General features: G+C 67.0%; 24 protein-coding genes. 11 read left to right on the top strand and 13 right to left on the bottom strand.

Translation table 11 applies throughout. The features are described from left to right. Window positions 1-50: 50 nt before the first annotated feature. Genes AC3B5T_RS06540 through AC3B5T_RS06565 form a run of 6 tightly spaced genes read right to left on the bottom strand, consistent with a single transcriptional unit; the run spans window position 51 to window position 5,557 of the window. Window positions 51-1,061 (bottom strand): heme-dependent oxidative N-demethylase family protein, encoded by a 1,011-nt coding sequence (locus AC3B5T_RS06540; RefSeq protein ID WP_165629345.1) that lies wholly within the window; start codon window positions 1,059-1,061, stop codon window positions 51-53. Continuing rightward, complete coding sequence (locus tag AC3B5T_RS06545) at window positions 1,058-2,056, bottom strand: PDR/VanB family oxidoreductase (protein ID WP_165629344.1); 999 nt, start codon at window positions 2,054-2,056, stop codon at window positions 1,058-1,060. The genes AC3B5T_RS06540 and AC3B5T_RS06545 overlap by 4 nt, the downstream gene beginning before the upstream one ends. Then, a complete protein-coding gene (locus AC3B5T_RS06550; RefSeq protein WP_488358445.1) occupies window positions 2,053-3,585 on the bottom strand; it encodes a heme-dependent oxidative N-demethylase subunit alpha family protein in 1,533 nt (510 codons plus the stop codon). Before AC3B5T_RS06550 ends, AC3B5T_RS06545 begins: the two co-directional genes overlap by 4 nt. Next, window positions 3,582-4,583, bottom strand: coding sequence for a PDR/VanB family oxidoreductase (locus AC3B5T_RS06555; protein WP_488358446.1), 1,002 nt, complete (start codon window positions 4,581-4,583; stop codon window positions 3,582-3,584). Before AC3B5T_RS06555 ends, AC3B5T_RS06550 begins: the two co-directional genes overlap by 4 nt. After that, window positions 4,580-5,164 (bottom strand): dimethylamine monooxygenase subunit DmmA family protein, encoded by a 585-nt coding sequence (locus AC3B5T_RS06560; RefSeq protein WP_488358447.1) that lies wholly within the window; start codon window positions 5,162-5,164, stop codon window positions 4,580-4,582. Before AC3B5T_RS06560 ends, AC3B5T_RS06555 begins: the two co-directional genes overlap by 4 nt. A 9-nt stretch (window positions 5,165-5,173) precedes the next feature. After that, on the bottom strand, window positions 5,174-5,557 hold the full coding sequence (locus AC3B5T_RS06565; protein WP_058252945.1) for a cupin domain-containing protein: 384 nt from the start codon (window positions 5,555-5,557) through the stop codon (window positions 5,174-5,176). A gap of 553 nt (window positions 5,558-6,110) precedes the next feature. Here AC3B5T_RS06565 and AC3B5T_RS06570 point away from each other — a divergent pair. Together AC3B5T_RS06570 and AC3B5T_RS06575 are read left to right on the top strand one after the other, a co-directional pair. Beyond that, window positions 6,111-6,401 carry a WhiB family transcriptional regulator gene (locus AC3B5T_RS06570; protein ID WP_058252946.1) on the top strand — a complete coding sequence of 97 codons (291 nt, stop codon included), beginning with the start codon at window positions 6,111-6,113 and terminating at the stop codon, window positions 6,399-6,401. Window positions 6,402-6,526: 125 nt separating this feature from the next. Next, window positions 6,527-6,856, top strand: a complete 330-nt coding sequence (locus tag AC3B5T_RS06575; RefSeq protein ID WP_058252947.1) for a hypothetical protein — start codon at window positions 6,527-6,529, stop codon at window positions 6,854-6,856. Window positions 6,857-6,881: 25 nt separating this feature from the next. Here AC3B5T_RS06575 and AC3B5T_RS06580 read toward each other — a convergent pair whose 3' ends face one another. Beyond that, complete coding sequence (locus AC3B5T_RS06580; protein WP_058252948.1) at window positions 6,882-8,357, bottom strand: MDR family MFS transporter; 1,476 nt, start codon at window positions 8,355-8,357, stop codon at window positions 6,882-6,884. A gap of 122 nt (window positions 8,358-8,479) precedes the next feature. Here AC3B5T_RS06580 and AC3B5T_RS06585 point away from each other — a divergent pair, with 122 nt between their 5' ends. Continuing rightward, on the top strand, window positions 8,480-9,103 hold the full coding sequence (locus AC3B5T_RS06585) for a TetR family transcriptional regulator (RefSeq protein ID WP_488358448.1): 624 nt from the start codon (window positions 8,480-8,482) through the stop codon (window positions 9,101-9,103). Here the strand turns inward: AC3B5T_RS06585 and ggh are convergent. Beyond that, on the bottom strand, window positions 9,100-10,440 hold the full coding sequence (ggh, locus tag AC3B5T_RS06590; protein WP_078112612.1) for a glucosylglycerate hydrolase: 1,341 nt from the start codon (window positions 10,438-10,440) through the stop codon (window positions 9,100-9,102). The genes AC3B5T_RS06585 and ggh overlap by 4 nt on opposite strands. Window positions 10,441-10,525: 85 nt before the next feature. Between ggh and AC3B5T_RS06595 the strand changes: the two genes are divergently transcribed. Next, a complete protein-coding gene (locus AC3B5T_RS06595) occupies window positions 10,526-11,206 on the top strand; it encodes an SDR family oxidoreductase (RefSeq protein ID WP_058252950.1) in 681 nt (226 codons plus the stop codon). Between the two features lie 202 nt (window positions 11,207-11,408). On the opposite strand, the gene AC3B5T_RS06600 is transcribed toward AC3B5T_RS06595, so the two are convergent. Then, entirely contained in the window at window positions 11,409-11,798 is a 390-nt protein-coding gene (locus AC3B5T_RS06600) for a nuclear transport factor 2 family protein (protein WP_065631129.1), read from the bottom strand. Between the two features lie 283 nt (window positions 11,799-12,081). On the opposite strand from AC3B5T_RS06600, the gene AC3B5T_RS06605 reads away from it, so the two are divergent. The 5 genes from AC3B5T_RS06605 to AC3B5T_RS06625 are packed head-to-tail and all read left to right on the top strand — an operon-like array spanning window position 12,082 to window position 17,408. Continuing rightward, a complete protein-coding gene (locus AC3B5T_RS06605) occupies window positions 12,082-13,071 on the top strand; it encodes a DUF7847 domain-containing protein (RefSeq protein ID WP_488358449.1) in 990 nt (329 codons plus the stop codon). Beyond that, complete coding sequence (locus tag AC3B5T_RS06610) at window positions 13,068-13,748, top strand: DUF4129 domain-containing protein (protein ID WP_488358450.1); 681 nt, start codon at window positions 13,068-13,070, stop codon at window positions 13,746-13,748. The genes AC3B5T_RS06605 and AC3B5T_RS06610 overlap by 4 nt, the downstream gene beginning before the upstream one ends. Then, window positions 13,745-15,037, top strand: coding sequence for a DUF4350 domain-containing protein (locus AC3B5T_RS06615; protein ID WP_254859614.1), 1,293 nt, complete (start codon window positions 13,745-13,747; stop codon window positions 15,035-15,037). The genes AC3B5T_RS06610 and AC3B5T_RS06615 overlap by 4 nt, the downstream gene beginning before the upstream one ends. Next, a complete protein-coding gene (locus tag AC3B5T_RS06620; RefSeq protein WP_058252954.1) occupies window positions 15,034-16,116 on the top strand; it encodes an AAA family ATPase in 1,083 nt (360 codons plus the stop codon). The genes AC3B5T_RS06615 and AC3B5T_RS06620 overlap by 4 nt, the downstream gene beginning before the upstream one ends. Further along, window positions 16,116-17,408, top strand: a complete 1,293-nt coding sequence (locus AC3B5T_RS06625) for a DUF58 domain-containing protein (RefSeq protein WP_277242362.1) — start codon at window positions 16,116-16,118, stop codon at window positions 17,406-17,408. Before AC3B5T_RS06620 ends, AC3B5T_RS06625 begins: the two co-directional genes overlap by 1 nt. Before the next feature lie 1,063 nt (window positions 17,409-18,471). Here the strand turns inward: AC3B5T_RS06625 and AC3B5T_RS06630 are convergent. Then, window positions 18,472-18,930 carry an Hsp20/alpha crystallin family protein gene (locus AC3B5T_RS06630; RefSeq protein ID WP_277242627.1) on the bottom strand — a complete coding sequence of 153 codons (459 nt, stop codon included), beginning with the start codon at window positions 18,928-18,930 and terminating at the stop codon, window positions 18,472-18,474. Window positions 18,931-19,625: 695 nt separating this feature from the next. Between AC3B5T_RS06630 and AC3B5T_RS06635 the strand changes: the two genes are divergently transcribed. Further along, a complete protein-coding gene (locus tag AC3B5T_RS06635) occupies window positions 19,626-19,751 on the top strand; it encodes a hypothetical protein (RefSeq protein WP_269434039.1) in 126 nt (41 codons plus the stop codon). A 475-nt stretch (window positions 19,752-20,226) separates the two neighbouring features. Here the strand turns inward: AC3B5T_RS06635 and AC3B5T_RS06640 are convergent, their stop codons facing one another. Both AC3B5T_RS06640 and AC3B5T_RS06645 read right to left on the bottom strand, forming a co-directional pair. Further along, window positions 20,227-21,567 carry an IS256 family transposase gene (locus tag AC3B5T_RS06640; protein WP_420871728.1) on the bottom strand — a complete coding sequence of 447 codons (1,341 nt, stop codon included), beginning with the start codon at window positions 21,565-21,567 and terminating at the stop codon, window positions 20,227-20,229. Between the two features lie 134 nt (window positions 21,568-21,701). Next, window positions 21,702-22,019: a hypothetical protein gene (locus tag AC3B5T_RS06645; protein WP_465546903.1), complete on the bottom strand. Its 318-nt coding sequence runs from the start codon at window positions 22,017-22,019 to the stop codon at window positions 21,702-21,704. A 235-nt stretch (window positions 22,020-22,254) separates the two neighbouring features. On the opposite strand from AC3B5T_RS06645, the gene AC3B5T_RS06650 reads away from it, so the two are divergent. Further along, window positions 22,255-23,205, top strand: coding sequence for a M56 family metallopeptidase (locus AC3B5T_RS06650; RefSeq protein WP_006357618.1), 951 nt, complete (start codon window positions 22,255-22,257; stop codon window positions 23,203-23,205). A gap of 28 nt (window positions 23,206-23,233) precedes the next feature. Here AC3B5T_RS06650 and AC3B5T_RS06655 read toward each other — a convergent pair whose 3' ends face one another. Then, window positions 23,234-23,884, bottom strand: a complete 651-nt coding sequence (locus AC3B5T_RS06655) for a DUF305 domain-containing protein (RefSeq protein ID WP_277244964.1) — start codon at window positions 23,882-23,884, stop codon at window positions 23,234-23,236. Window positions 23,885-24,133 lie beyond the last annotated feature (249 nt).

Consider the following 24,133-nt stretch of genomic DNA (forward strand, 5'->3'; position numbering starts at 1 on the left):
TCTTTCGGTTCTGGGACTCTACGAGAAGTCGGGTGTTACGGGACCAGGGCTCACGGGCGACTTTGACCGCGGAGGTATGCGACGACGTTGTCGCGATAGTCGAGAAAACCCTTGTAGGCGGCGATGTCCTCGCCGAGCGTCTCGATGACGGTCGCCAATTGACCGGCCCACTCGGGTATGCGCTTCACGTCCTCGAGCGAGGCCATGAATGTCCGGATATTGAACGTCACCGCACCCGACATCGGCAACCGGACGAAGTGTTCCAGCTCGATGCGCAGTCGCGCGCGACCGAAATCGCCGTCGGCGATCATGCCCGCGACGTCGGCCGCCCACTCCGGCAGCTCCTCGAGGCTGACGTCGAGTTTGTGGGAGTCCGACGCCGACAGCGTCCAGTTCACCCTGCGGTACACCTGGTCTGCGGGTAGCCTCCGCAGGAACTGTTCGGCGCGGGCGACGATGCCTTCGCGGAGCATGCGGGGAACGGGCGCGTGGATCTCGTACATGTCCATCCCGACGTCGAAGGACACCGACCACGCGGCGGCGAAGGTGACCACGCCGGCGTCGAAGTACAGGTGCCCGTCGCGTTCGGTGACGAGCAGCAGGTCGTCGGGTACCTCACGCGCCAGGAATTCCATGGGGCCGTAGGGAAGGGTGGCCGGATCACCCAGGACGAACTCCTGATCCGTACCCAGAAGCCGGTTGCACCAACGGAATCGACCGTCAGCGTGTTCGGTGAGCTCCATCGCCGCGGGGTAGGCGTGACCGAGATCGCGCAGGTAGTACAACAGCAGATCCCAGGAGGCCAGTTCCATCCCCGGGCGCACACGGACGCGTGTCGGATCGGCGTCGAGGATCCGCCGTCGCTCGGCCATGATCTCCGGATACTCGGCGCCGCCGAGATCGACGAGGTGCCTGCCCCATTCGCCGGCCCGGGTCGGACGCGGGATGCGTGCCGGTTCGACGTTCACGCTGTAGGAGAACTCCTCCATTTCGTCCGGAAACGGCCACGGCAGGTTCGCCAGGTGGTCGACCCGACGGGTCGGGAACGATTCGATGCTCACAGGTCCACCTCGATGTCCTGACCGCGCGAGACACAACACAGCATGGCGTCGCCCACGGTCTTCTCGTCGTCGGTCAGTACGAAGTCGCGGTGCTCGATTCGGCCGCTTCGCACCGGGATTCGGCATTCGCCGCACACGCCTTGGCGGCACAGACTCGGCACCGGGACGCCGTTGTCGAGCAACCGCTGCAGCAGCGACACACCCGGTGGCACGTCGATGCGGAGGCCCGAAGACGCCACCGTCACGGTGAAGGGATCGCCGGGATCCTGTTCGGGGGCGGTGAAACGTTCGAGATGTACTCGCGCGCTGGGCCATCCGGCGTCCTCCGCGAGCCGCGTGTACGCCTCCAGGAGTGACGTGGGACCACAGGCATAGGCGTGCGTTCCGAGCGGCTGCGCCCGCAATCGCTCAGCGATCACCCGCATGGTGGCCGCGGCCCCGGACACCTCCTGCAGCGTCACGGAGGGTTGCATGGCGAGCGCCCGCAGGTCCTCGGTGTGCGCACCGCATCCACGCCGATAGGAGTAGACGATGTCGGCCCGACGCCCGTCCCGAGCGAGGGCACGGGCGTGCGACAGCACCGGAGTGACCCCGATTCCGCCCGCGATCAGCAATGCGCCGCGCTGATCGAGCACCGGCGGGAACATCGAACGCGGACCCTCGATCTCGATGACGGCATCGACGACGAGGTTGTCGTGCAACCAATCCGAACCACCGCCCGCACCACGTCGCAACACCGAGATGCCGTAGCTGGTCGGGTACATCCCGTCGTCGACGAGCGAGTAGGCATTCCGCTGTCCGCCGGCCGAGATGATGAGATGGCTGCCCGGCTGGTACGCGGTCAGGACCGCGTGGGCGTCGTCGACGGGGCCGAACCGGAAATGCGTGACCTCGTCGGTGAGTTGTCGCAAGGACATGACACGCATCGGTCGCGGACCGGTGGCATAGGCCGGATGAAGGTGGGCCGGGTACTGCCCTACGGCGACCGCGGTCATTCGTCGCCGCCGACCGCAGAGGCCAGGAAGCTGCCCATCACCGGTGAATGGTGTTCGTGCACCTCGAGATCCCGAGCGCAACCGGGGCACGCGACGACGCCGCCGACAACGGCCTCGGCGCGAAAGGTCTCGCGGCAATGCGCGCAGTAGAGCGGTAGGTCGCGGGTGTGCGTGACATAGCACGACAGTTCGGCCGCCACCGCCCCCGCGTTACGCGCCATGGCGAGTACCGTCATGACGTCGTACTGCCCGCCGGTGACCAGGACTCGGGTACCGGTGCGGCACTCGTCCAGAGCAGACTGCAACGCCGATCTGTCGACCGCGTCGCCTAGTGAGTCCAGGACCACCAACCGCGTCCCTCCGGCTGCCTCGGCGGCCGCCACCCAGTTCCGTGACACGTGCGCGGCTGCCGGATCGTCGCCGATCGCCACCACGAGGAACGCCGCCCCGGTGGTGTCGACGGCCGGGGGCGAGGCGGGCCACCGCGGCATGCCGGCCCCGGTGGTCTCCTGCGTCGCCGGTGCGGCCGCGCGCAGCCACTGCGCCGCACGATCCCGGAACTTGATGATGCCCTTGTAATCGGCCATGTCACCGGGCAATTCGGCCAACACCTCCGCGGTGCGTCGGCGCCAGACCTCGACGGTGGCGAGTTGCTCGAGCGGAAGCATGTACGTCCGGATGAGGAACATCACCGCACCCGAATCCGGCAGCCGGATGAGGTGTTGCACTTCGACGCGGAGGTGTACCCGCCTGCCGAACTCGTCGTCGGGGACCTGTTGGATGACCTCCCGGTCCGGTCCCCACTTGTGATAGATCTCGGTCGAGATGTCGAGCCTGCGGTCGATCGTCAACGTCCAGTTGGTTCGTCGATACGGCTGATGAGGTTGGAGGCGCTTGAGGAACTCGTGCGCACGGGTGATGACGCCTTCGGGGTGGATGCGCGGCACCGGTCCGTGGATCTCGAGGAAGCTCATCCCGACGTCGAACCCGAAACTCCAATCGGCGGCGAAGGTGACGACCCCGGCATCGACGTGGAGTTGCCCATTGCGCTGATCCAGAAGGGCGATGTCCTCCTGGACCTGAGAGCTGATGTAGCGCAACGGTTCCTCGGGAAGTGACGCCGGGTCACCGTATCGGAAGTGTTGCTCGATCCCGAGAATTTCGTTGTGCCACAACCAGGTGTCGGGTCCGGTCGACGCGAGCCGGAACCCGGGACAGGTCGCGGCGAGCTCACCCATGACGGTCAACATCGCGTCCCACGCGGCCGGGACCATATGCGGCAACACAGCATGGCGGGTGGGATCGGCGGCCAGGATCACCGCGCGCTGATCGATCTCGGTGCGGTACTCCGAGTCGATGTCGACAACCGACGTCCCCCACTCGCCGGCCGCCGTGGTCACCGGGGTCCGGGCCGGTTCGACATTCGTGCTGTAGCGATAGCGGTCCTCGGGGAACGGGAACGGGAAGCCCGCGAGGAGATCTGGCGCGACCGTCGTCGTCGCTCCGCCCGGGTCGAGAGTGTCTGTCACAGGGGAACCTCCAGGGTGCTGGCGGCCGAAGCGCGCGAGACGCACGGCATGATGGCGTTGCCCGCGTCCTTCTCCTCGGGGCTGAGGTAGAGATCGCGGTGGACCGGGATACCGCCGGCGAGCGGAATGCGGCACTCACCGCACACGCCTTGCCGACAGAGATTCGGCACGACGATGCCCTCGTTCTCGAGAGCCTCGAGCATGCTCGTCCCCGCCGGTACATCGACCGTCCGCCCGGAAGCGGTCAGCTCCACACGGAAGGGGTCGCCGGCGTCGAGAGCGTCGATCCCGAACCGCTCGAGATGAATCCGCGATTCCGGCCAACCGGCGTCCACCGCCGCAGCGGTGACCGCGTCGATCATCGCCGACGGACCGCACACGTACAGGTGGGTACCGATCGGCTGGGTACGCAGGGCTTGTGCGAGGCGATCGGCGAAGGAGTGCCGGTCGGTGAACAGTTCGGCGCGGGGTCCGGCGAGTGCGGTGACCTCGTCGAGGTGGGCGGCCGCCGAATCACGGAAGACATACAGCAGTTGCACATCCCGGCGCCAGCGAGCCGCCGACCGAAGGTGGGACACCATTGGCGTGATCCCGATCCCCCCGGCGATCAGGAGATGTTTACGCGCCCGGACGACCGGAGCGAACGCGCTGCGCGGCAACCCCACCGACACCGTTGCACCGACCTCGAGTTCGTCATGCAGCCAACGTGATCCGCCCTTGCCGTCATCGAGTCGGAGCACCGAGATCGAGTAGTGCAACGGATGCGCGCCGTCGCCGGTCAGGCTGTAGGCGTTGGTGAAGGCACCCGCGTGCACGACGACGTGACTGCCCGGGATGTAACCGGGCAGCACGTTGCCGCCGGGGCTGGCGAAGGTGATCGTGCGGATGTCTCGGGCGGGGGCGTCGACAGCCGTGACGACGAGTTCCAGCGTCGTCGCGCCGGCTCCGGGACGCACGACGGACTCGGGGGTGCTCATCTCGGCCACTCCGGTGTTCATGAGGGGTCCTCCATGAGGGTGGGTACCTCGCCTGGTCCGGTTCCCGGACAGGCCGGCTGGGCGGTCTCGGCGTCGGCCATGAAACCCAGATACTGTCCGGTTCGACGCGAGACGTGGTGGTACACGAGCAGGTCGCGACGGCATCCGACGCACCCGACGATGTCATCGACGTCCGCAGCCGCGCGGGTGACCGATCGGCAGTGTGCGCAGAAGATCTCCACGACGCTCTGCGGCGCGGAAGTCACCGGTACGACGGCGATCTCGTCGTCCTCGAGTCCGGCACCGAGTGCGACTGCGCGCAGTGTCAGTGCCGATCCCGGCTCCGCCACTATCCAGACTCGCACGCCGACAACGGCTTCGGCGAGTGTGCTGCCGAGCTGGGCGCCGACCGAGTCGGTGTCCCCGTGGATACGCGTGGTGGCACGCGGAGGTAGTGATGACTCCCAGCGAGCCAGGGTTTCGGCGACATCCCCGACACCGACCAGCACGTACGAGTTGCCGGTCGGTGCGGGCGTCGTCGCCTCGATCGGTACGCCGGGACGTGCCCACGTCGGCACGCTGGAGAAGTCGATCTGCGACATGGCAGCGACTCAGAGGAGGGTGGCGTCGCGCAACCCGGTGTAGAAGGCGAGCGCGTAGTCGGGGGTGCTGAAGTAGATCTTGGATCCCTTCGGGAAGAAGATCGCGTCCTTGGCCTTGGCCACGGTCTTCTGCCCGGTCTCCTTGTTCTCCAGGAGGAACTCGCCTTCGAGCACGACCTTCATCTCGTCGTATTCGTATTCGTAGTACAGCGGTTCGTCGGTGTGGCGCAGCTCGAAGTACCCGCTGCACATGGGGCTTCCGTCCGGGTTCTCGTAGACGTCTCCGATGAAGCCCTCGGTGCCCGGGTACTCCGCCTCGGGCATCTTCGGCAGATCCTCGTATCCGCCGCTGGTCACGCGGAACTCCAGGGCCTTGGCACTCTCGATGGTCACGATGCTCCTTCACAGGTTCGATCTGGGCGTACTCGCGGGCGGCGGTACGTCGGCGACATCCGGGGTCCGCGCCCCATCGGCACGACTCCCCGTAGTGGACTTTGTCCCCTGTTATGAAACAAGGGTCGTGTTTCGTATTCGTGACGGCGCTGTAATGGCGTGCTACGGAACCGGCCCGTCCCGGGCAGGGTGAGCGGTCGGGCACGCAGACATCGACCCGCAGGTGCTCGCCGTTTCGGCCCCTGGTCGGTCGGGTACCGCGGTCGGCAAGCCGGTTCCGCCGCATGCGAGCGACCCGGCCCAGGCGCCCGGTTGAGAACCCAGCCGGGCGCCGTCTCATGACTCGACTCCGCGGGCCTGCTCGGCACGACCGCGACAGCGCGGCAACGTGATTCGCGATCGGTGTTGCACCTTCGACCAGACTCTGACAACATACGTCTCAGTTTGATCGGAGGGATCGATGGGCCATCGGCGTCAGTGGGTGACGGTTGCCGGCGCAACCAGCACGACGGGTCGTGCACGAGGTGCGCGCGATGTCGGCGGAGTGCCTGACATGCAACCCACGTGTACCTCGAACCCGGACGCCTGGTTCCCGGAGCAGGCCGCCGGTGCCCGGAGCCTGGCCAATCGGCACGCTGTCGACGGGTGCGTCCGCTGTCCGATCCGTTCGCGCTGCGCCCGCCTCGCCCTGGACGATCCGACTCACCTGACCGGGATCTGGGCGGGTGTCTACGTGCCGCCGCCGGGCAACCAGCACCGGGCCCGTACCCATGCACTGAATCGATTGCGATCCATCGGCTTTCCACACGCACACCCGAACGAAGAGCACCGGACGACGGCCTGACCCGACGATGCGGTGGCATTCGCACACGACATCGGCCCGGGTGCGGCGACTACCTGAGAGGTAGTGGCTGTCACGACGTCTGACGCCGACACTGGGATCACGACGATCCGCAGAGGAGGTGTCTGATGACCGACCGACCGACCGTCGGCAGAAGGCCCGCTGCTCTCCTCGCGCCCACGGGCTCGAGTCCGCGGTGGCTGACCGCGGTCATGCGGTGCGATCGCGCCCTGTCCTCGTGGTTCATCGGGGCGGGCTTCTTCTTCGCGCCGGTCTTGTTGATCCTCGACCCGTGGCCTGCCGCCGTCGTGATCGCCTGGGTGGCGATCTCGGTGTCCGGGCTATGGCTCGGTCTGCTCGGCGTCTTCATGGCCGCCGGCCTTGCGCAGGTGCTGCGCGCCGGCGACGAGATCCCCGACGAGTTCTGGTCCGGTCTGCTGGATTACCGGACCCGATGAGCCGGCCGGAGCGACGGTCGAGCGGCTAGGCCGACTCGGCGGCCCGGGCCGTCGGTGCACCCGTTCGGCCACGGACGAGCGCGGCCGCTGCGATGAGCACAAGTGACAGGCAGGCCGCGACGACGAAGGCCAGATGAATGCCATCGGCCCCCGCCTGCAGCGGGTTCACCCCGTCGTCGATGGCCGACTGTGTACCCCGGGACATCAGCGTGATGAACAGCGCGGTGCCTGCCGCTCCCGCGACCTGCTGGATGGTGCTGACGGTCGCGCTGCCGTGCGAGTACAGCTCGGGACTCAGCGATCCCAGCGCCGAGGTCATGAGCGGCGTCAGACCGAAAGCGATACCAGCACTGAGGATCACGTGAGCCGCGATCACCATGCCCAACGACGACCCGGCGTCGAGCGTGGTGAGCAGCCACGTGCCGGCACTGACGGCCACAGTGCCCGGTAGCACCAATGGTCGTGCACCGACCTTGTCGAACAATGCACCGACGAAGGGCGCCAGCAGACCCATCACCAGGCCACCGGGCAGGAGCACGAGGCCGCTGGTCAGGACGTCCTTGCCCATCACGTTCTGTAGGAAAAGGGGAAGCAGGATGAGTGCGCCGAAGAGCGTCAGCATGAACCCGGCCATCAGCACGACGGCCAAGCGGAACGGTGCGATCGCGAAGGTCCGCAGGTCGAGCAGTGCCAAGCCGCGGTCGGCGAGTTTGAGCTGTCGCACGACGAACAACGCGAGCGCGACGGCGCCGATGACGAGTGGCACCCACGGTGGGATCGGGGCGTGCCCACCCGCCGACTCCCCGATGCTGCTGAGACCGTAGACGACACCGCCGAAGCCGAGAGCCGACAACGGGACCGAGATGAGGTCGAGCTGCGCGGGCCGACGTTCGGTGACGTTGCGGACGAACACCCCGCCGAGGATCAGCGCACCGATCGCGATGGGCAGCACGATCCAGAACATGGCTCGCCAGCTGAGGGACTGCAGGATCAGGCCGGACACCGTCGGACCGACGGCCGGCGCGACGGCGATGACGATGGAGACCAGTCCCATCGTGCGGCCACGATTCTGCTCCGGGACGACGTTCAGGATCGTCGTCATCAGCAGCGGGACCATGAGCGCGGTGCCGGACGCCTGCACCACGCGGGCGACGATCAGGAGTTCGAAGCCCGGCGCGAGGGCGGCGGCGAGGGTGCCGATCGTGAACAACGTCATCGCCGCGATGTAGATCGAACGCAGGGTGAATCGCTGCATCAGGTAGCCGGTGATCGGGATGACGATCGCCATCGTCAGCAGGAACCCGCTGGTGAGCCATTGCGCGGTGGCGGCGGTGATCTCGAGGTCGGCCATCAGGGTGGGCAACGCGACGCTCAGGATCGTCTCGTTCAGGATCACCACGAAGGCCGCGACCAGCAGGACCCCGATGAGCAAGACGGCGCTGCGATCCGTGCCGGTGTCGGTTCTGTTGTCGGTGCCCGGGAGGGCGGCGTTCTCGGTCACTGTCGTTCTCTCATCGCTGTGGTGGTCCGGGTCGATCACACGGCGACGCTACCGGAAAGTGGCAGAGACTGCCAGGCTGGCACCGACTGACACCCGCGCCGGTCGACCGCTAGTCTCGACCCATGCCGGAATCCTCCGAGACCGGCGGGTTGCGGGCCCGCCGTCGAGATGCGACGCGCCTGGAGATCTACGAGGCCGCAGTGGAACTGTTCGAGCGCAACGGATTCGACGAGACGACGGTCGACGAGATCGCCGCGGCCGCCGGGGTCTCACCGCGCACGTTCTTCCGGTATTTCCCGACCAAGGAAGAGTGCGTGCTCTTCGACCGCTTCGGTTTCGACCAGGCACTCGACGACCATCTGGCCGGCATCGACCCCGATGCCCTGTCGCTCGCCGACATCGAGGGCGTCTACCGGCAGCTCCTGGAGGGGTTCGGTGATCGCAGCGACGACGTGTCCGCCCATTTCATGCGCGTGCAGAAACTCGTACTCGCGACACCCACCCTGAGCCGAGCCGCCCTCGGCCGCTACGCCGACAAGTCACGCCGACGGCCCGAGGCCCTGGGCGACCGCAGCTCGGCGCGAACTCGCGGTCAGCTACGGATGATCCTGGAGATCGCCAATCTCGAGGTGCAGTGCGCCTTCGAGGAGTGGGTAGAAATCAACGAGCGTCCCGAGTCGTCGGGGACGCCCCGGCCACTCGTGGACGTCTACGACGACGTGTGCCGTCGGATGCGGGAGCTCTAGTCGAGCCAGTCGAGCACCGACGCCGCGGTCCAGCTCTGTTGCATGCTGCCGAGTGGTTCGCCAGTGAACGGTTCGTAGTACTCGGCGAACGTCCCGTCGGTGGCCTGGCGGAGTCCTTCCTCGCGCAGGCGCGCCGACCGCTCGGTCCAGCCGCGGCGGGCGAACGCCCAACTGAAGAGCCAGGTCATCACCGGCCAGACGGGCCCGCGCCAGTACTCGCGCGGGCGGAAGTCGGCCGAGATCGGTGACGTCGACGGCGGGACCGCATACCGCAGATCCGGGTGGCCGCAGTAGCGCGGGCCGTCGAAGAGTCGCAGCAGCGCGCGTTCGCGGTCCCGGGAGAGGCCGCCGCACAGCAGCGGCGCGAACACCGCGATCGTCTCGGTGTTGATCCACGAGTTCGCGCGCAGGTCGAAATCCCGTGCGGCACCGTTCCGGTCGTTGGCGGCGGACACGACCCCCGCCCGGAACCGGTCAGCCCACGCGCGGAGATCCCGCACGTCCGACCGCGGCTTGGAGTAATCCTCGCCGATCGTCGCCAGCACGTCGCAGGCAACGGCGAAGATCGCGCTGACGAACACATCCTCGACGGCGAAGCTCATCGCCTTCGGGAGCAGCGCGTCGTCGTAATTGGCGCGCTTCATCTGTTCGACCAGCCAGATGTAGCGGTCGTACTCGAGGTCGGTGGGTCGCATCGAGAAATCGTCGACGTGATCGAGGTCGGCGCGCTGGTACGGCGGCAGGTCGACCCCGGGGATCACGTTGGCGTAGGCGGAATCCCAGCGTGGCGAGTTGTCCATCCCCGACTCCCAGCCGTGGAAGATGGTGATCCGCCCGCGCCCGTTGGGGTCTCGCGCGTGTGCCAGCCAGCGATGCCATCGCACCAGGGAACTCCAGCGCCGGTCGATGAACTCGTTGGCGACGGCGCGCGTGGTGCGACCGTGGCGTCGGGAATGGTCGAGGATGCGCTGCACCGCGATCGCATGCACCGGCGGCTGGGTGATACCGGACGTGTCGGGGAAGTCGGGCGCGCACTCGGCGAGGCGGGCGCACTCCCAGCGAGCCGGCCCCGGAAAGTAGCCGTCGCGGCCGTTCGCGAAGACGATGTGCGGAATCATCCCGTTGCGCCACTGCGCCGACAGCAGGGTGTCCATCTCGATGACGGCCCGCTCCACCGACAACGGTGCGAGACCGACCGTGACGAACGCCGCATCCCAGCTCCACATGTGCGGATACAACTTGGGCGCAGCGCTTGTCATCGTGCCCAGGTCGTTGCCTCGGAGCAGGTACGCGGCACGTGCCGACAGCTGCGTTGGGGTGAATCCGTACCTGGCCACGTCGACGATTGTGCCCCGCGACGTCGGCGTCTGCTCATCGAGCCCGACGGGGCTGCCACCCACGGATTCGCAGTAGGGTCGAGAGGTGCCCACCGCGTTGATCACCGGGGCGAGCCGCGGCCTCGGAGCCGAGATCGCCCGCCAGCTCGCGCCGACCCACGACCTCCTGCTCGGCGGACGACCCTCCCCCGAACTCGATCGGCTGGCGACCGAACTCGACGGCGCGAGCACCTTCGCCGTCGATCTCACCGGCTACGACGAGGTCGAAGCCGCGGTCGAGGCGATCACCGAGCTCGACGTCCTCGTCCACAACGCCGGGGTGGCCAGCAGTCTCGAACCGGTCGCGGAGACACCCGTCGAGGAATGGCGTCACATCCTCGAGGTGAACGTCGTCGCGGCCGCCGAGCTGACGCGATTGCTGCTCCCCGCGTTACGAGCGGCCGCCGGCCACGTCGTGTTCATCAACTCGGGCGCGGGACGCCGGGTCAACCCCGGATGGACCCCCTATGCAGCAAGCAAGTTCGCGGCGCGAGCGCTCGCCGACGGGTTGCGTGTCGAGGAACCGACCCTCCGGGTGACGTCCGTCTTCCCCGGCCGCATCGACACCGACATGCAACGCGACATCGTCGCCATCGAAGGAGACGAGTACGACGGGTCGCGGTTCCTGCGTCCCGCGACCGTCGCCCGAGCAGTCGTGCACGCCATCTCCACCCCGGCCGACGCCCACCCCGAAGAAATCGTGCTGAGGCCGACCGGGCGGGGCTGACCCTTCCTGAGCGTCCGTATTCTCTGCTCCCTGAGGTGCGAGCGAAGCGAGCCACGAAGGGCCCGCAAGACGTCTGGGGGATCGCTAGAAACCGCCGTCCACCAGGCCCTTCGTGGCTCGTCGCTTGCGCTCCTCGCACCTCAGGGATCAAGGCTGACGCGCACTCCGCAAGCTCGCTCCTCAGGGAGCTGAGGGGTCGCGGTCAGAGCTGCTTGAGATCCGACTGCTGCCAGACCGCGCGCATCGTCGACACCTTGCCCTCGGCGTCGAAGACCATGATGTCGACGGGGGTGATCTCGAAGGCGAGTCCGGCGGTCTTGGTGACCAGCGTGAACTCGAAGACCGCGGTGTCGCCGGCGATCTTCTTCCACTTGAGCGTCGCGGTGCGCTCGTCCATACCGGTGATCACCGAGTAGAACTCCACCAGCTGCTCGCGGGTGTCGCGGATGTCCGCGCCGATGGGGTCTTCGACGGTCGCGTCCGCGGCGTAGAGGTCGGCGATCTGCTCTGCGGTACCCGAGTTGAGCAGCTCGATATAAGAGTCGACGGCCGCGTCGATCTTCTCGGCGAGCCCGGCTTGTTCCACGGTCATGAATCCTCCAGAAAAGTAGAACGTGTTCTAATTCGGCACGGTAGCACGGCGTCCGTCAACCGGTGGATGATTTCGGTGCCCGGTCGGAGTTGTTTGATACGTTCGCCGCACAGTTTCCCCGCGTGCGGAAAGGCCGGTGCACCTTTCGATGACCGAGCCGCCGCGCGTATCTCCACCACCGTCCGGCGAGCCCCCGTGGCAGCCGCCCGTCGTATCCGACGAGTGGAGCCCGGTGCCGGATGCCGGACCGCCGCAGGGTCCACTCACACCGCGCCCTCCGACCGTGCCCGGACCGCAGCCCCAATGGGGCTCCGCGCAATGGGGCCCGGCGTTGTCGCCGCCGCACGAGCCGGGAGCGACCCCTCCGGGCAACGGGTGGCCGGGGTGGATGCCGCAACGACGACCGACGTCCGTCAACTCCCTGCTGCAACAGATCTTCTCCACCACGTTCGCGGCACCGCGTGTCTTCCTGGGCCTCGTCGGCGTGAGTTGGGGCGCGGCGGCGGCACCAGTCGCGCTCATCACCTGGTGGCTGGTGAGCGCCGAACCGACCCTCGACGACCCGGACGACTGGGCGAGCCTGGCACCGGTCACCGCGTTCGTCCTCATCGTCTTTGCGCAGTGGACCGTCATGACGGGCGCACTCAGCGGTCTCGCCGCCCGTCCCCTGGCCCGCCTGCGCGCCGGGTCCGTACCGACAATCGACGACGCCCTGCGCGCGGGACGCCGGTCCCTCGCCCGACTGTCGGGGTGGACCGCACTCCTGGGACTCGCCGTCGCGGCGGCGTTCGCCCCGAGCATCGCACTCCTCGGACTGGGCATCGCCTCCGACGGAATCGTGCTGATCACCGGGAGTCTCCTCCTCTTCCTCGTCGCGCTCATCCCGGTGACGTGGCTGCTGGTACGCACGGTGTTCACGGCGCCGGCGATCGTGATCGACGGCCTCTCCGTGCGAGACGCGATCGCCCGCTCGGGGTCGTTGTCGGCGGAGCGGTTCTGGCGGACCTTCGGCATCCTGGCGGTCATGGTCGTGCTGGCGTGGGTCGCGATGACGACGATGATGTACCCCTTCGATCTTCTCGGATCGATCTCCGGCATGTGGTTCGACGACGGGGACGCCCGTGGCACCGAGACCGTCGTCGCGGTGATCGGCATCGTCGTGGCGTCGATGGTCGTGCAACCAATACTGACCAACGTCCCGGCCGTCCTCTACGACGATGCACGCGCCGAGGCGGACCCGACGCCGTTCTTCTCCGGACAGGGCGACCGGTGATCGGAGTTCTCGCTGCGCCATTGGACCCCGGCAACGACGAAGCACGCCGGTGGGCCGAGGAGGAGCTGTCCGAATCCGAGTATCAACCACCCGAACCGTCGTGGTTCGACCGCTTCGGTGAGCGGCTCTGGGAGTGGATCGCCGACAACGTTTTCGGCTGGTTCGGCGGCTCCGACACCCTTCGGGGCATCGTGATCGTCGTGGCGATCGCCCTCGTCCTCGGGCTCGTCGTCGCGGTCGTCCGGCATCTCCGACGCAACCCACGACTTCCCCGCGCCACCGCTGGCCCGCCAACGGGGTCGGTGCTGACAGGTCCGGCTCGGTCCGCGACCGACGTCCGGTCCGACGCCGACGCCGCCTTCGCCGCGGGCCGGTACGACGAGTGTGTGCTCGCCGCCGTCCGCGCCATGGCACGTCGGGGTATCGAGCGCGGTCTGCTGGCCGATGAACCGTCTCTGACCGCCCACGAGGTCGCTGTCGACCTCGGACCCCGCTTCCCCACCTACGACTCCGGGTTACGAACGGCGACAGACCTGTTCGACGCCATCGCCTACGGCGACCGACACGCATCGGCCGAATCCGCGCGCGCGGTCCTCGACATCGAACGCGGGGTCTCGTCCGCACGGCCGGTCGACCAGGACACGGTCCGGTCGAGCCGACTGGCGGTGCCCCGGTGACCGGCACCGTGCAGGCGACGCCACCCGGACCCGTCACGTCGACGCCGATGCGACCGGCGCCCGCGAAGAACAAGACGCCGGCGTGGATCTGGGTGACCATCGTGCTGGTAGTGGTCGTCGTGGTCGCCGGCGTCGGGCTCCTCGGTGTCACGGCACTCACCGGGGCGCAAGGCACGCCCGGTCCCGGCGTAAGCTACGACCCCGACAACGCCCAGCCCACCGGATCGCGCGCTCTCGCTCAGATCCTCGACGACCACGGGACCGACCTCCGGCAGGTGCGCGGCCTCGCGGAGTTCACCGACGCCCCACGTCCCGGCCGCGGGACCACGGTGGTGGCGAGCTCGACCTCATCGCTCAATCCCGGTACGACACAACAGTTCCGAGAGCGCGTGCAGGACGCCGACCGCGTGATCCTGATCGCGCCGGACACCACCGTGCTCACCGCGCTCGACCTGCCCGTCACGTCCGGTTACGGCGCCGGCCCGGCAGCGGTCCCCGCGGGTTGCCGCACGCCCGGCATCGACGAGACCGACGTCGTCGACTTCAGTCCGTTCGGATACTCACCGACCTCGCCCGCGGCCACGGCCTGCTTCACGTCCGACGGGACATCGAATCTGGTCGTGGTCCCCCGCACCGCCGACCGTCCCGAATTCGTCGTCATCAGTGGCACAATGCTCACCAACGAGCACCTGGCACAGCAGGACAACGCCGGCGTCGCCGTGCGGATATTCGCGAGGTCCGACGAGATCCTCTGGTACGTGCCCTTCTTCACCGATCAAGTCGCGACCGAGGAGGAGGAGTCCGACATCCCGGCCGCGGTCGGGCCGCTGATCGTGTTGACCGTCTTCGCGGTTCTGGCCCTGATGTTGTGGCGGGGCCGGCGATTCGGCTCGCTGGTCACCGAGCCGCTCCCGGCGGTCGTCAAGGCGGTCGAGACCACCCGGGCGCGGGGCCGGATGTATCACCGCGCTGGAGCCGACGCGCGCGCCGCGGCGGCGCTGCGCATCCACACGCTGGGTTCGCTGGCGTCGTATCTGGGACTTCCGTTCGACGCCGCCCGTGCCACCGACGCACTGTCGCGACCCGACTGGGACACCGTCGTCGCGTCGACCGAGAACTCGGACCCGATGGTGTCGGCGATCGTCCTCGCCGTGGTGGGGGCTACGCACCGTGATCTGGGCGAGGTCCGGTCGCTGCTGTCCGGTCCGCTCCCCACCACCGACACCCAGCTCGTGCACTTCACCGCCGAGCTGACCAACCTCGAGAAGGAAGTCCGACACACGCCATGACCGTCGACCCGTCCCGCAACCCACGCCCCGGTCCGTTCGCCCCGGACGCATCCGTACACGCAGACCCGTTCGCCAAGGCACCTGCCGGGCCACCACCGGAGTACGCGCACCACCGACCCGGCGGAGCGCCGAACCGCGCCCGCGATGCGCTCGGGGCCGTGCGCGGCGAGGTCGGGAAAGCCGTCGTCGGCCAGGACCCGGCGGTGGCGGGCATCCTGATCGCGCTGCTCTGCCGCGGGCACATCCTGCTCGAAGGCGTTCCCGGCGTGGCCAAGACGCTGCTCGTCCGGTCGGTGGCGGCCGCGCTCGACGTCGAGACGAAGCGCGTGCAGTTCACCCCCGACCTCATGCCCGGTGATGTCACCGGCTCACTCGTGTTCGATTCCGCCAGCTCCGAATTCACCTTCCGCGAAGGACCGGTGTTCACCAATCTCCTGCTGGCCGACGAGATCAACCGCACCCCACCGAAGACCCAGGCGTCATTGCTCGAGGCGATGGAGGAACGGCAGGTCACCGTCGACGGGGATTCCCGCCCGCTGCCGAGCCCGTTCCTCGTCGCGGCGACGCAGAACCCGGTCGAGTACGAGGGCACCTACCCGTTGCCCGAAGCCCAGCTCGACCGCTTCCTGCTGAAGGTCACCCTGCCGCTCCCCCCTCGCGACGACGAGATCACCGTGCTGACGCGGCACGCCTCCGGATTCGATCCGCGGAATCTGTCCGCCGCCGGCCTCCGTCCGGTCGCCTCGGCCGCCGACATCGAGGCCGGCGCCGAGCAGGTCCGCCGGGTGACGGTCGCCCCGCAGGTCACCGCCTACATCGTCGACATCGCCCGGGCCACCCGATTCTCGCCGTCACTGGCCCTCGGCGTCAGTCCGCGCGGCGCAACCGCACTGCTCGGCACGAGCCGGGCATGGGCGTGGCTGAACGGCCGCGACTTCGTGACCCCCGACGACGTGCAGGCGCTCGCCCAATCGACGCTCGCGCACCGCCTGTCGTTGCGCCCGGAGGCCGAACTCGAAGGGGTGTCGGTGGGTTCGGTGCTCGACGCCGCGATCAACTCGGTGCCCGTCCCCCGCTGATGTTCCTCACCGGCCGCTTTCTGATCCTGGTGCTGCTCGGTGCGGTGCCCATCCTGATATGGCCGAACTACTTCGTCCCCGTGCTGTGGGCGCTGTTCTGTGTCCTGCTCACCTGCCTCGACATCGCGCTGGCAGGGTCCACGAAGTCGATCATCATGTCGCGGTCGGCACCCGCCCCGATCCGGCTCGGCCAGCGCACGACGTGTTCGATCGCCGTCACCAACCACGGCTCGCAGACGTTCCGCGGAGTCTTGCGCGACAGCTGGCAGCCGTCGGCGGGTGCGTCGTCGAACACCCACCGCGTCAGCATCCCTCGCGCGGAGACCCGCTCGGTGACAACGACTCTCACCCCCACCCGGCGCGGTGACCGACTCGCGGTCCGAGTCGCCGTCCGCCGGGTGGGTCCCCTCGGCCTCGCCGGACGCCAACGGTCGGTGCCGTTGCCGGGCCGCGTCCGCGCACTCCCGCCCTTCGATTCGCGGCGGTTGCTGCCGTCACGGTTGGCCCATCTGCGTCAGCTCGACGGCCGGTCGGCGGTGCGCGTGCGCGGTCAAGGCACCGAATTCGATTCCCTGCGTGACTATGTCGAAGGCGACGATGTCCGCAGCATCGACTGGCGGGCCACCGCCCGGCGCCGTTCGACCGTGGTGCGGACCTGGCAGCCGGAGAAGGATCGGCACATCGTCATCGTGCTGGACACCTCTCGGACGTCGGCCGGCCGCGTGGGCGACACACCTCGACTCGACGCCGCGATGGATGCCGCGTTATTGCTTGCCGCGCTCGCGTCGCATGCCGGCGACCGGGTCGATCTGATCGCCGGTGACCGGCGGGTCCACCGACGGGTGGTCGGCGTCGGTCGCACCATGCTGCTCAACAGCCTGGTCACCGCGATGGCGGATCTCGAACCCGCTCTGCTGGAGGCTGATTGGCCGCTCCTCGGTGCCGAGGTCGCCAAGATCGGGCGACAGCGCGCACTGCTGGTCCTACTCACGCCCCTCGAGCCCGCGGCCGTCGAGGAGTCGCTGCTCCCCCCGCTGTCGGTGCTCGCGCAACGCTACAAGGTCATCATCGGCTCGGTCGCCGACCCCGCCCTCGACGCCATGCTCACCGAGCGCGCCGACGCCGCGCAGATCTACGACGCCGCCGCCGCGGCACGCACACTCACCCTGCGGGACCGAACCGCCACCGCGGTGGGCCGGCTCGGCGTCGACGTGGTGGATGCCCCACCGGACAAGCTGGCCGCCAAGCTCGCCGATCACTATCTGTTACTCAAGTCGCGAGGGTTGCTCTGACCGGCGCGATTGATGGTCTTCGTCATGACAGTGACTGCTCGACAATCGTTTTCAATTTTGTGTATGCCAGCGGCGCCGACCACGCGAGGTGTCTCCGCTGGCACCGGTGTCGTTGCATTCCCACAGCTGTGTCGCGCGTCGCCCGAGACGTTGTGAAGTTGGTCTTGACAGACAGCCTTCATCCTCTGCTCTCGAGGCGAGACGACGGACACCGACAGTCGAGAGCAACCGGCACGCTCCGCTACCACTGCACAGTCACTCGTTGCTGCTTTTCGCGTCCGATGCACCACTATGTTCCCGACACTGGCCATAATCACGAACACCTTGCTGGCATGACATTCGAGGAGCCGATCGATCACAGCTTCGGCGCGACGCGGACGCTCAGAGTGCACTCAATCTGTGACAACGTATGCGACTGTGCCACTAACCAAGACAACTAGCGAGCAGCATCGACTGTCGGGCTGTTCAAAAGTGTCGGGCTCGTCATGAGACACCCGAATGAACCTGGGCCGCCCACCTCACTCGGGTCATGCCACGCCACGCTCGATGCGTGACAGCGATCACGGCAGTATCAGCGATCCGCAAAGGCCCATCAGTCGAACTGAATATGGACAAGGATGGCACTCGGCCGCCGGGGAGGACGGCGGGTGTCATCCTTGTCCATTTCTGCCTGCGATCGCCCAGAGCCCGAGACCGCCAACCCCTCCGGCTCCCGGACGCATGCGTCTTTCAGAAGCTCTCAGATCGAGGTGGGCGGGCCACGCTGCCGCCCACCTCGCCTCACCACTCGGTGTCGCGGCCGCAGGTGCGCGATGCGAGCGGCGATCCGGCTTGAACCAGGTACCCGGCGCCGAACGGTGGCGACCCCGCACGTGAGGGTAGGTAGCACCTGTTGCGGATCGCCGACCTGCGCGAAGACAGCATCGATTTCAGCGGCCAGCCAGGTGTCTTCGGCGTCGATCACGTCGAGACATCCGGCTGGCGACGCAGCCGTGACGCAGCCCATCATCATCTCAGACCTCCCGGTACTGGGGTGACAGTGACGAACCACCTCCCCGGTCAGTCAGCCCGAGGCCGCCTCGGAGCCGGCGGTGATCTCCTGACGTCCGTCGCCGGAATGCTCGATGGCCACCTTGCGAGGCTTGGCTCTCTCGGCCACCGGGATCGTCACCGTGAGCACACCGTTGTCATAGGCAGCAGAGATCTTCGCCGGATCGACACCCTCACCCAGAGTAATCTGCCGACGATAGGTGCCGGCGAAACGCTCGTTGGCCAACCACTGCACACCCTCATCCGAGAGTGCGTTGCGATGCGCCGACAAGGTCAACACCCCGTTGTCGACGTTGAGATCGATCGAACCAGGATCAGCACCAGGCAGGTCGGCAATCAACGAATAGTGGTCGTCGACCTTGTACACATCGATCGGCATGAATCGCGGTGTACGTCGGCCAGCGCCGGACTCGCCGGTGAGAAGTCCTCGAGCCCAGTCATCAACCATGGAAAACGGATCGATACCCAGCATCGCAAACACCTCCTTGATCCACGGGTGCCGCCACGCTGACGGCACCACATCAACCATCACTGCGCGCCATCAGATTAGCACTCAACGCCAGTGAGTGCCAAGCATCTTTTCGATGATCAACGCACTCAGTCCTCCACCGGCACAACAGCACTCGACCCAAGAGCAGAGCAGTAGCCCGCTTTCGGCATCGGGTGGCGATTCACCCAGACGAGTGCTATCTAGGAACACGACGTTCACCCCCGGCACGTTCCGGCGACATGACCCAGGAAGGACCCAACCGATGTCGGCCACCGCCCCTGAACTTCACCCGATCGTCTGGCCCGACCCCAGCCCGCTGCAGCACTGGTGGACCCACATCATGGGCCGGCCACGTCACCACCCGGATCAATCCGAAACACCGGTACCAGCCACGCCCGGCACCCATGACCAGCAACGACGCACGCCCGGCCCGGCATTGACCGCCAGCATGGGTGCCCGTGGCCGCCACAGCATGCCTCGACAGCAGCTGGCTTCCGCTCGACGGCCCTGACCGCGTCACACACCTCTACGGCCGGGCCCACGCCTCCCCAGGCGCAGTGATTTGGACGCCCCGACCTCAGGGTGGCGTTTTGTTCACGCACGGGACGGGCGTCGGCCCTACGACGACTCTTGTTGTCCCACACCACCAAACCACCATTTGCTTCGAACTTGCAGTCATGACATCCCGCAGCCTCACATTTCACCGTTACACCCCGCCCACACCACACCATGACCTACGGTGGGCCCTGGCCTACCTCATCACCCTGGCCGCCATCCTTGTATTCCTCACCACGTCGCAATGACACCTCGATCCCCTGGCGGGTTTGCCGGCGCCGCGACAGACCACGTCCGTCCACGCCTCGGCCAGCCCTGGCCGGGCACCCCGACAGCGGGTGACGGCAGCGGTTCCCTCGAAACCCTCGACGACCTACCTCCGAACCCGCGCCGTATCCGGTTCGAGCAGCCGCGCAGGAAAGCCCTCACCGCACACCGTTGCGACAGGGAACATTCCGCGGCGCACCACCACCCGACTCGCCGCAAAACTGGCCCCTCCGCGAGCCGAGCGTGCCCGCGATCGGAGGCTGCGCGAAGCCACGCAAGAAGCCGAACGTCATGACCTTCTGGAGGACCGCCGCCGGTCCGATCTCACACCTCCACAACGCTCACACCGCCACCGCCGGGATGTCGGCCGCATAGCGGATGACCGAGCCGACTCGGCCGAAACGAGGGTCTGTCCGATATTCGGTGTAAGCGGCGGTTTTCCGATTGCTCGGTGGGTCAGCGTTCTTCGGCTGCGGGCATACGATCGGCGAACGTGATGGCCAGGGCGTTGAGCGCTGGCTTCCAGCGTACGGCCCACTTCGTCTGACCGGTACCCTTCGGGTCCAGCGACCGGGTCACCAGGTACAGCGTTGTGAGTGCGGCCTGCTCGTTCGGGAAGTGCCCGCGAGCGCGCACCGCACGCCGGTAACGGGCGTTGAGACTTTCGATCGCGTTGGTGGAGCATAACACTCGCCGAATCTCGACGTCGTAGTCAAGGAATGGGATGAACTCTTCCCACGCGCTCTCCCACAGTGCCACGATCGCCGGGTACGGCGTCCCCCACTTCTCAGCGAATTCCTCCCACCGCAGCCGGGCCTCAGCGGCGGTCGGCGCGGTGTAGATCGGTGTGAGATCGGCGCTGATCTGGTCCCAGTACTTGCGGGAGGCGTACTTGAAGGTGTTCCGGATCAGATGAATGATGCACGTCTGTACCGTGGCCAACGGCAACGCCGCAGATACACTGTCGGGCAACCCTTTCAATCCGTCACAGACAACGAAGAAGATGTCGCGGACACCCCGATTCTCGAGGTCGGTGAGCACCGCCAACCAGAACCTGGCCGACTCGCCGCCCCCGTCACCGGCCCACATGCCGAGGATGTCTTTGTGCCCGTCGAGATCAACACCGATCGCAGCATAGATCGGCCGGTTACGTACCTGCCCGTCACGGATCTTGACCATGATCGCGTCGATGAACACCGCCGCGTACACCTTCTCCAGCAGGCGCGCCCACCAACCCACCATCTCCTCGATGACCCGATCAGTGATGCGCGAGACGGTGTCTTTCGACACCGACGCACCGTAGACATCGGCGAAATGCGCCGAGATCTCACCGGTCGTAAGGCCTTTGGCATACAGCGACAGCACCACCCGATCCACATCGGTGACGCGACGCTTGCTCTTACCGACAATCACCGGGTCGAAGGTGCCGGTGCGGTCGCGGGGGACCTCGATCGACACCTGCCCGCACGCATCGGTCAGCACCCGTTTCGTGCGCGTGCCGTTGCGCGAATTGCCGGTGTTGCGGCCGGCCACGTCATGTTTGTCGTAGCCAAGATGTTCGGTCATCTCCTCATCGAGCGCGGCTTCGAGCACGCTCTTGGTCAAGGCTTTGAGCAGCCCGTCAGGACCGGCCAGTGCCACCCCCTGAGCGCGTGAGCTACGTACAAGATCGCTCACCAAGGCCTGCTCGGCCTTCGAGAGCTCACGCACCGCATCCGCGGTGGTGACATCGTGTTCCCGACCGGTCTGAACCGGCCCTGCCACCGGGGCATCCACGCCCCCGATTGTGTCGGTCATCGTCGTGATCCTCCTGCCCCACGCCGCGGGCGATCACAACCACTTACACCGAATCAGCGCCAGTCGCGGCGGCGAGACCGGGATAGAGGGTCGGTAGAGAGCCACCCTGGCCCTCTGGGGCGTCGCGGTCGTGGTCACGACTTCTGGATGGGGATGGAAGCCTGCGAAGGTTGTTGGCCGCAATGTCTTTGGAGGACGAGGGAGGCAAGGACGGTACCGAGGTGGTGACGCGCCCCGGCGAGGTCGCCGATCGCAGCGAGGTGGCGGACGAGACCGATGTGTGCGGCGAGGTGGCGGCGTCGGTTCGAGGTGACGCTGAGGTGATGGGCGCGGTGGAAGAACTGGTGGGCAGAGTATGGCGTGGGTGCCCGGTAGACGTCTCGCATGGCATGCAGATACTGACGACGGTGGTCGTCGGGGGGCGAGTGCGTCTCCTTCGGGTTCTCGGTCACGGCGCATTCCTCGGACTGGTACGCGCAGGCCGGGTCAACCCGCGTCAACTAACTACTATAAAACCTAGTAATTGGCGGCGCGGTCGGTGCCTGAGTTGCGGCGTCACCGACGAACTTCTGGGGCATACTGGCTGGTGGTGCAGGTGGTGGGTCGCCGGGAAGGTGTGTTGAGTGTGGGTCTCAGCGAGCTGACGGCGGGGCGTCGAGGATCGAGGCGAACGATGGGTGAGCATCCATGAGTGCAGCGGTGGTGTTAGTTGTTGCCGCGGGTGTGCTGGGCTGGTTGTGGCCTCGATGGATGGTTCGGGTGCAGGGCCGTATCGATGCTCGTTGGGTGTTGGTGGCCTGGCCGGCCGCGCAGGTCGTGTTTGCGATGTTGTGGGTGGGAGCTGTTGTGACGCTGGCGGTTCCCGGCCATTTCGGCATCCATTCGTTGTCCGAGGTGGTGTCGTGTCTGCGGGTGTTGTCACACGGCGCATCCCCGCGGGTGGAGGCGATCTCCGGTGGCGTGCTGGCGGTGGTGACCGGGGCAGCGATTGTCCGAGCGGTGACGATCGCGGTGCGATCGGCGGTGCGGATGCGTGGTGCTCGTGAGGAGTATCTGCAGTCGTTGCGGTTGGTGGGCGCCCGCAGTGAGCGCTATCCCGACGTGTGGTGGCTCGCCGACGGGCGGCCGATGGCGTTTTGTCTGCCGGGTAAGGATGCCGGGATCGCCGCCACGACTGGGTTACAGGCGGCGTTGTCCGGTGAGGAACTCGATGCCGTCGTTGCCCATGAGCGCGCGCACCGGCGGCAACGTCATCACACCGTGGTGTTGGCGGCCCGCGCTCTCGGGCGTGCGTTTCCGCTGATTCCGTTGTTCAGCCGCGCGGGCCGTGAGGTCGCCGGCTTGGTCGAGCAAGCCGCCGATGCCCGCGCCGCCCAGCTGGTGGGTGCGCGGGCGGTCTGCTCGGCGTTGGGAACGTTGGCCCGTTCGGGGCCCGTGGCGGGCCCGGTGGGTGTGTTGTCGATCAGCGATTCGTCGTCCGTGGGGCCGCGGCTGAGCCGCTTGGACTCCGGTCACCGGTGCCGGTCGCGGCGTCATCATGTGGGTGCCGCCGCGGCGGTGGCTGGTGTGGTGGCGGTACCGACCACGCTGGCGGCATCCGGTGTCGTCGCGGCGATGGTGATCGCGATGTGTGTGTAGCCGAGGCAAACCCGGGCGGGTCGGGCCGCTAGGGGTTGTTGAGAAGCTGCTGCATCCTGGCGATTTCACTTTCCTGGTCAGTGACGATCTGGCGTGCCAGCGCGATCGCCTCGGGCGATTGGCCGTCTTGAATCTCGGTCTTGGCCATGGCGATGGCGCCGCGATGGTGTTCGATCATCTGCGTCAGGAACAGGCGCGACGCCTCGGCTCCTTGCGCGTCGCGTAGCTGCTGCATCTGTTCTGGCGACATCATGCCCATCATCGACGGCATCGGGGAGGAACCCGGCGCCATCGACGTACCCATGTCCATGTTGTGCCCCTGGCCCTCGAGTGGGGCTCCCCATTGCTTCAGCCACGACTGCATCTGCTCGATCTCAGGCTGCTGAGCGTCTTTGATCTGCTGGGCCAGACTGACGACCTGGGGGTTGATGTTGTCCTTCTCCAACAGGATGTCGCTCATCATGATCGCCTGGGTGTGGTGCGGGATCATCTGCTGGGCGAACGAGATGTCCGCGCTGTTGTGTTCGGCAGAGGCCGCCGCTGACGATTCGGTACTGGCCGCGCTGGTACCCATCCCCGACATCGAGGAATGATCCTCAGTCGAAGTGTCCGAACACGCGGCCACTGTCAGAACAGCCGCCGCGGCAGCAACGACGACACCGGTTCGTGCGACTCTCATCGATCTCCTCCTCAAGAGTGATACTTCGCCACCGCCCGGCGGCGCTTCGATAACAATTCTACTAACACCGATAGTAGTTACCCGCCTACCCGGCACCCACAAAACGAGCGGTGAACTGCGCAAACAAACCTGCTAATGCCTGATTAGTTCGCTTCGTAGTGCAGCCGCGTGTGACTGGTGGGGCACAAGTGACTTGTGGTGTGATCTCGCGGGTACACGCATGACACTCGTGCGTGGGTCTACGACGTC

This window comes from Gordonia sp. G4, from assembly GCF_057770005.1.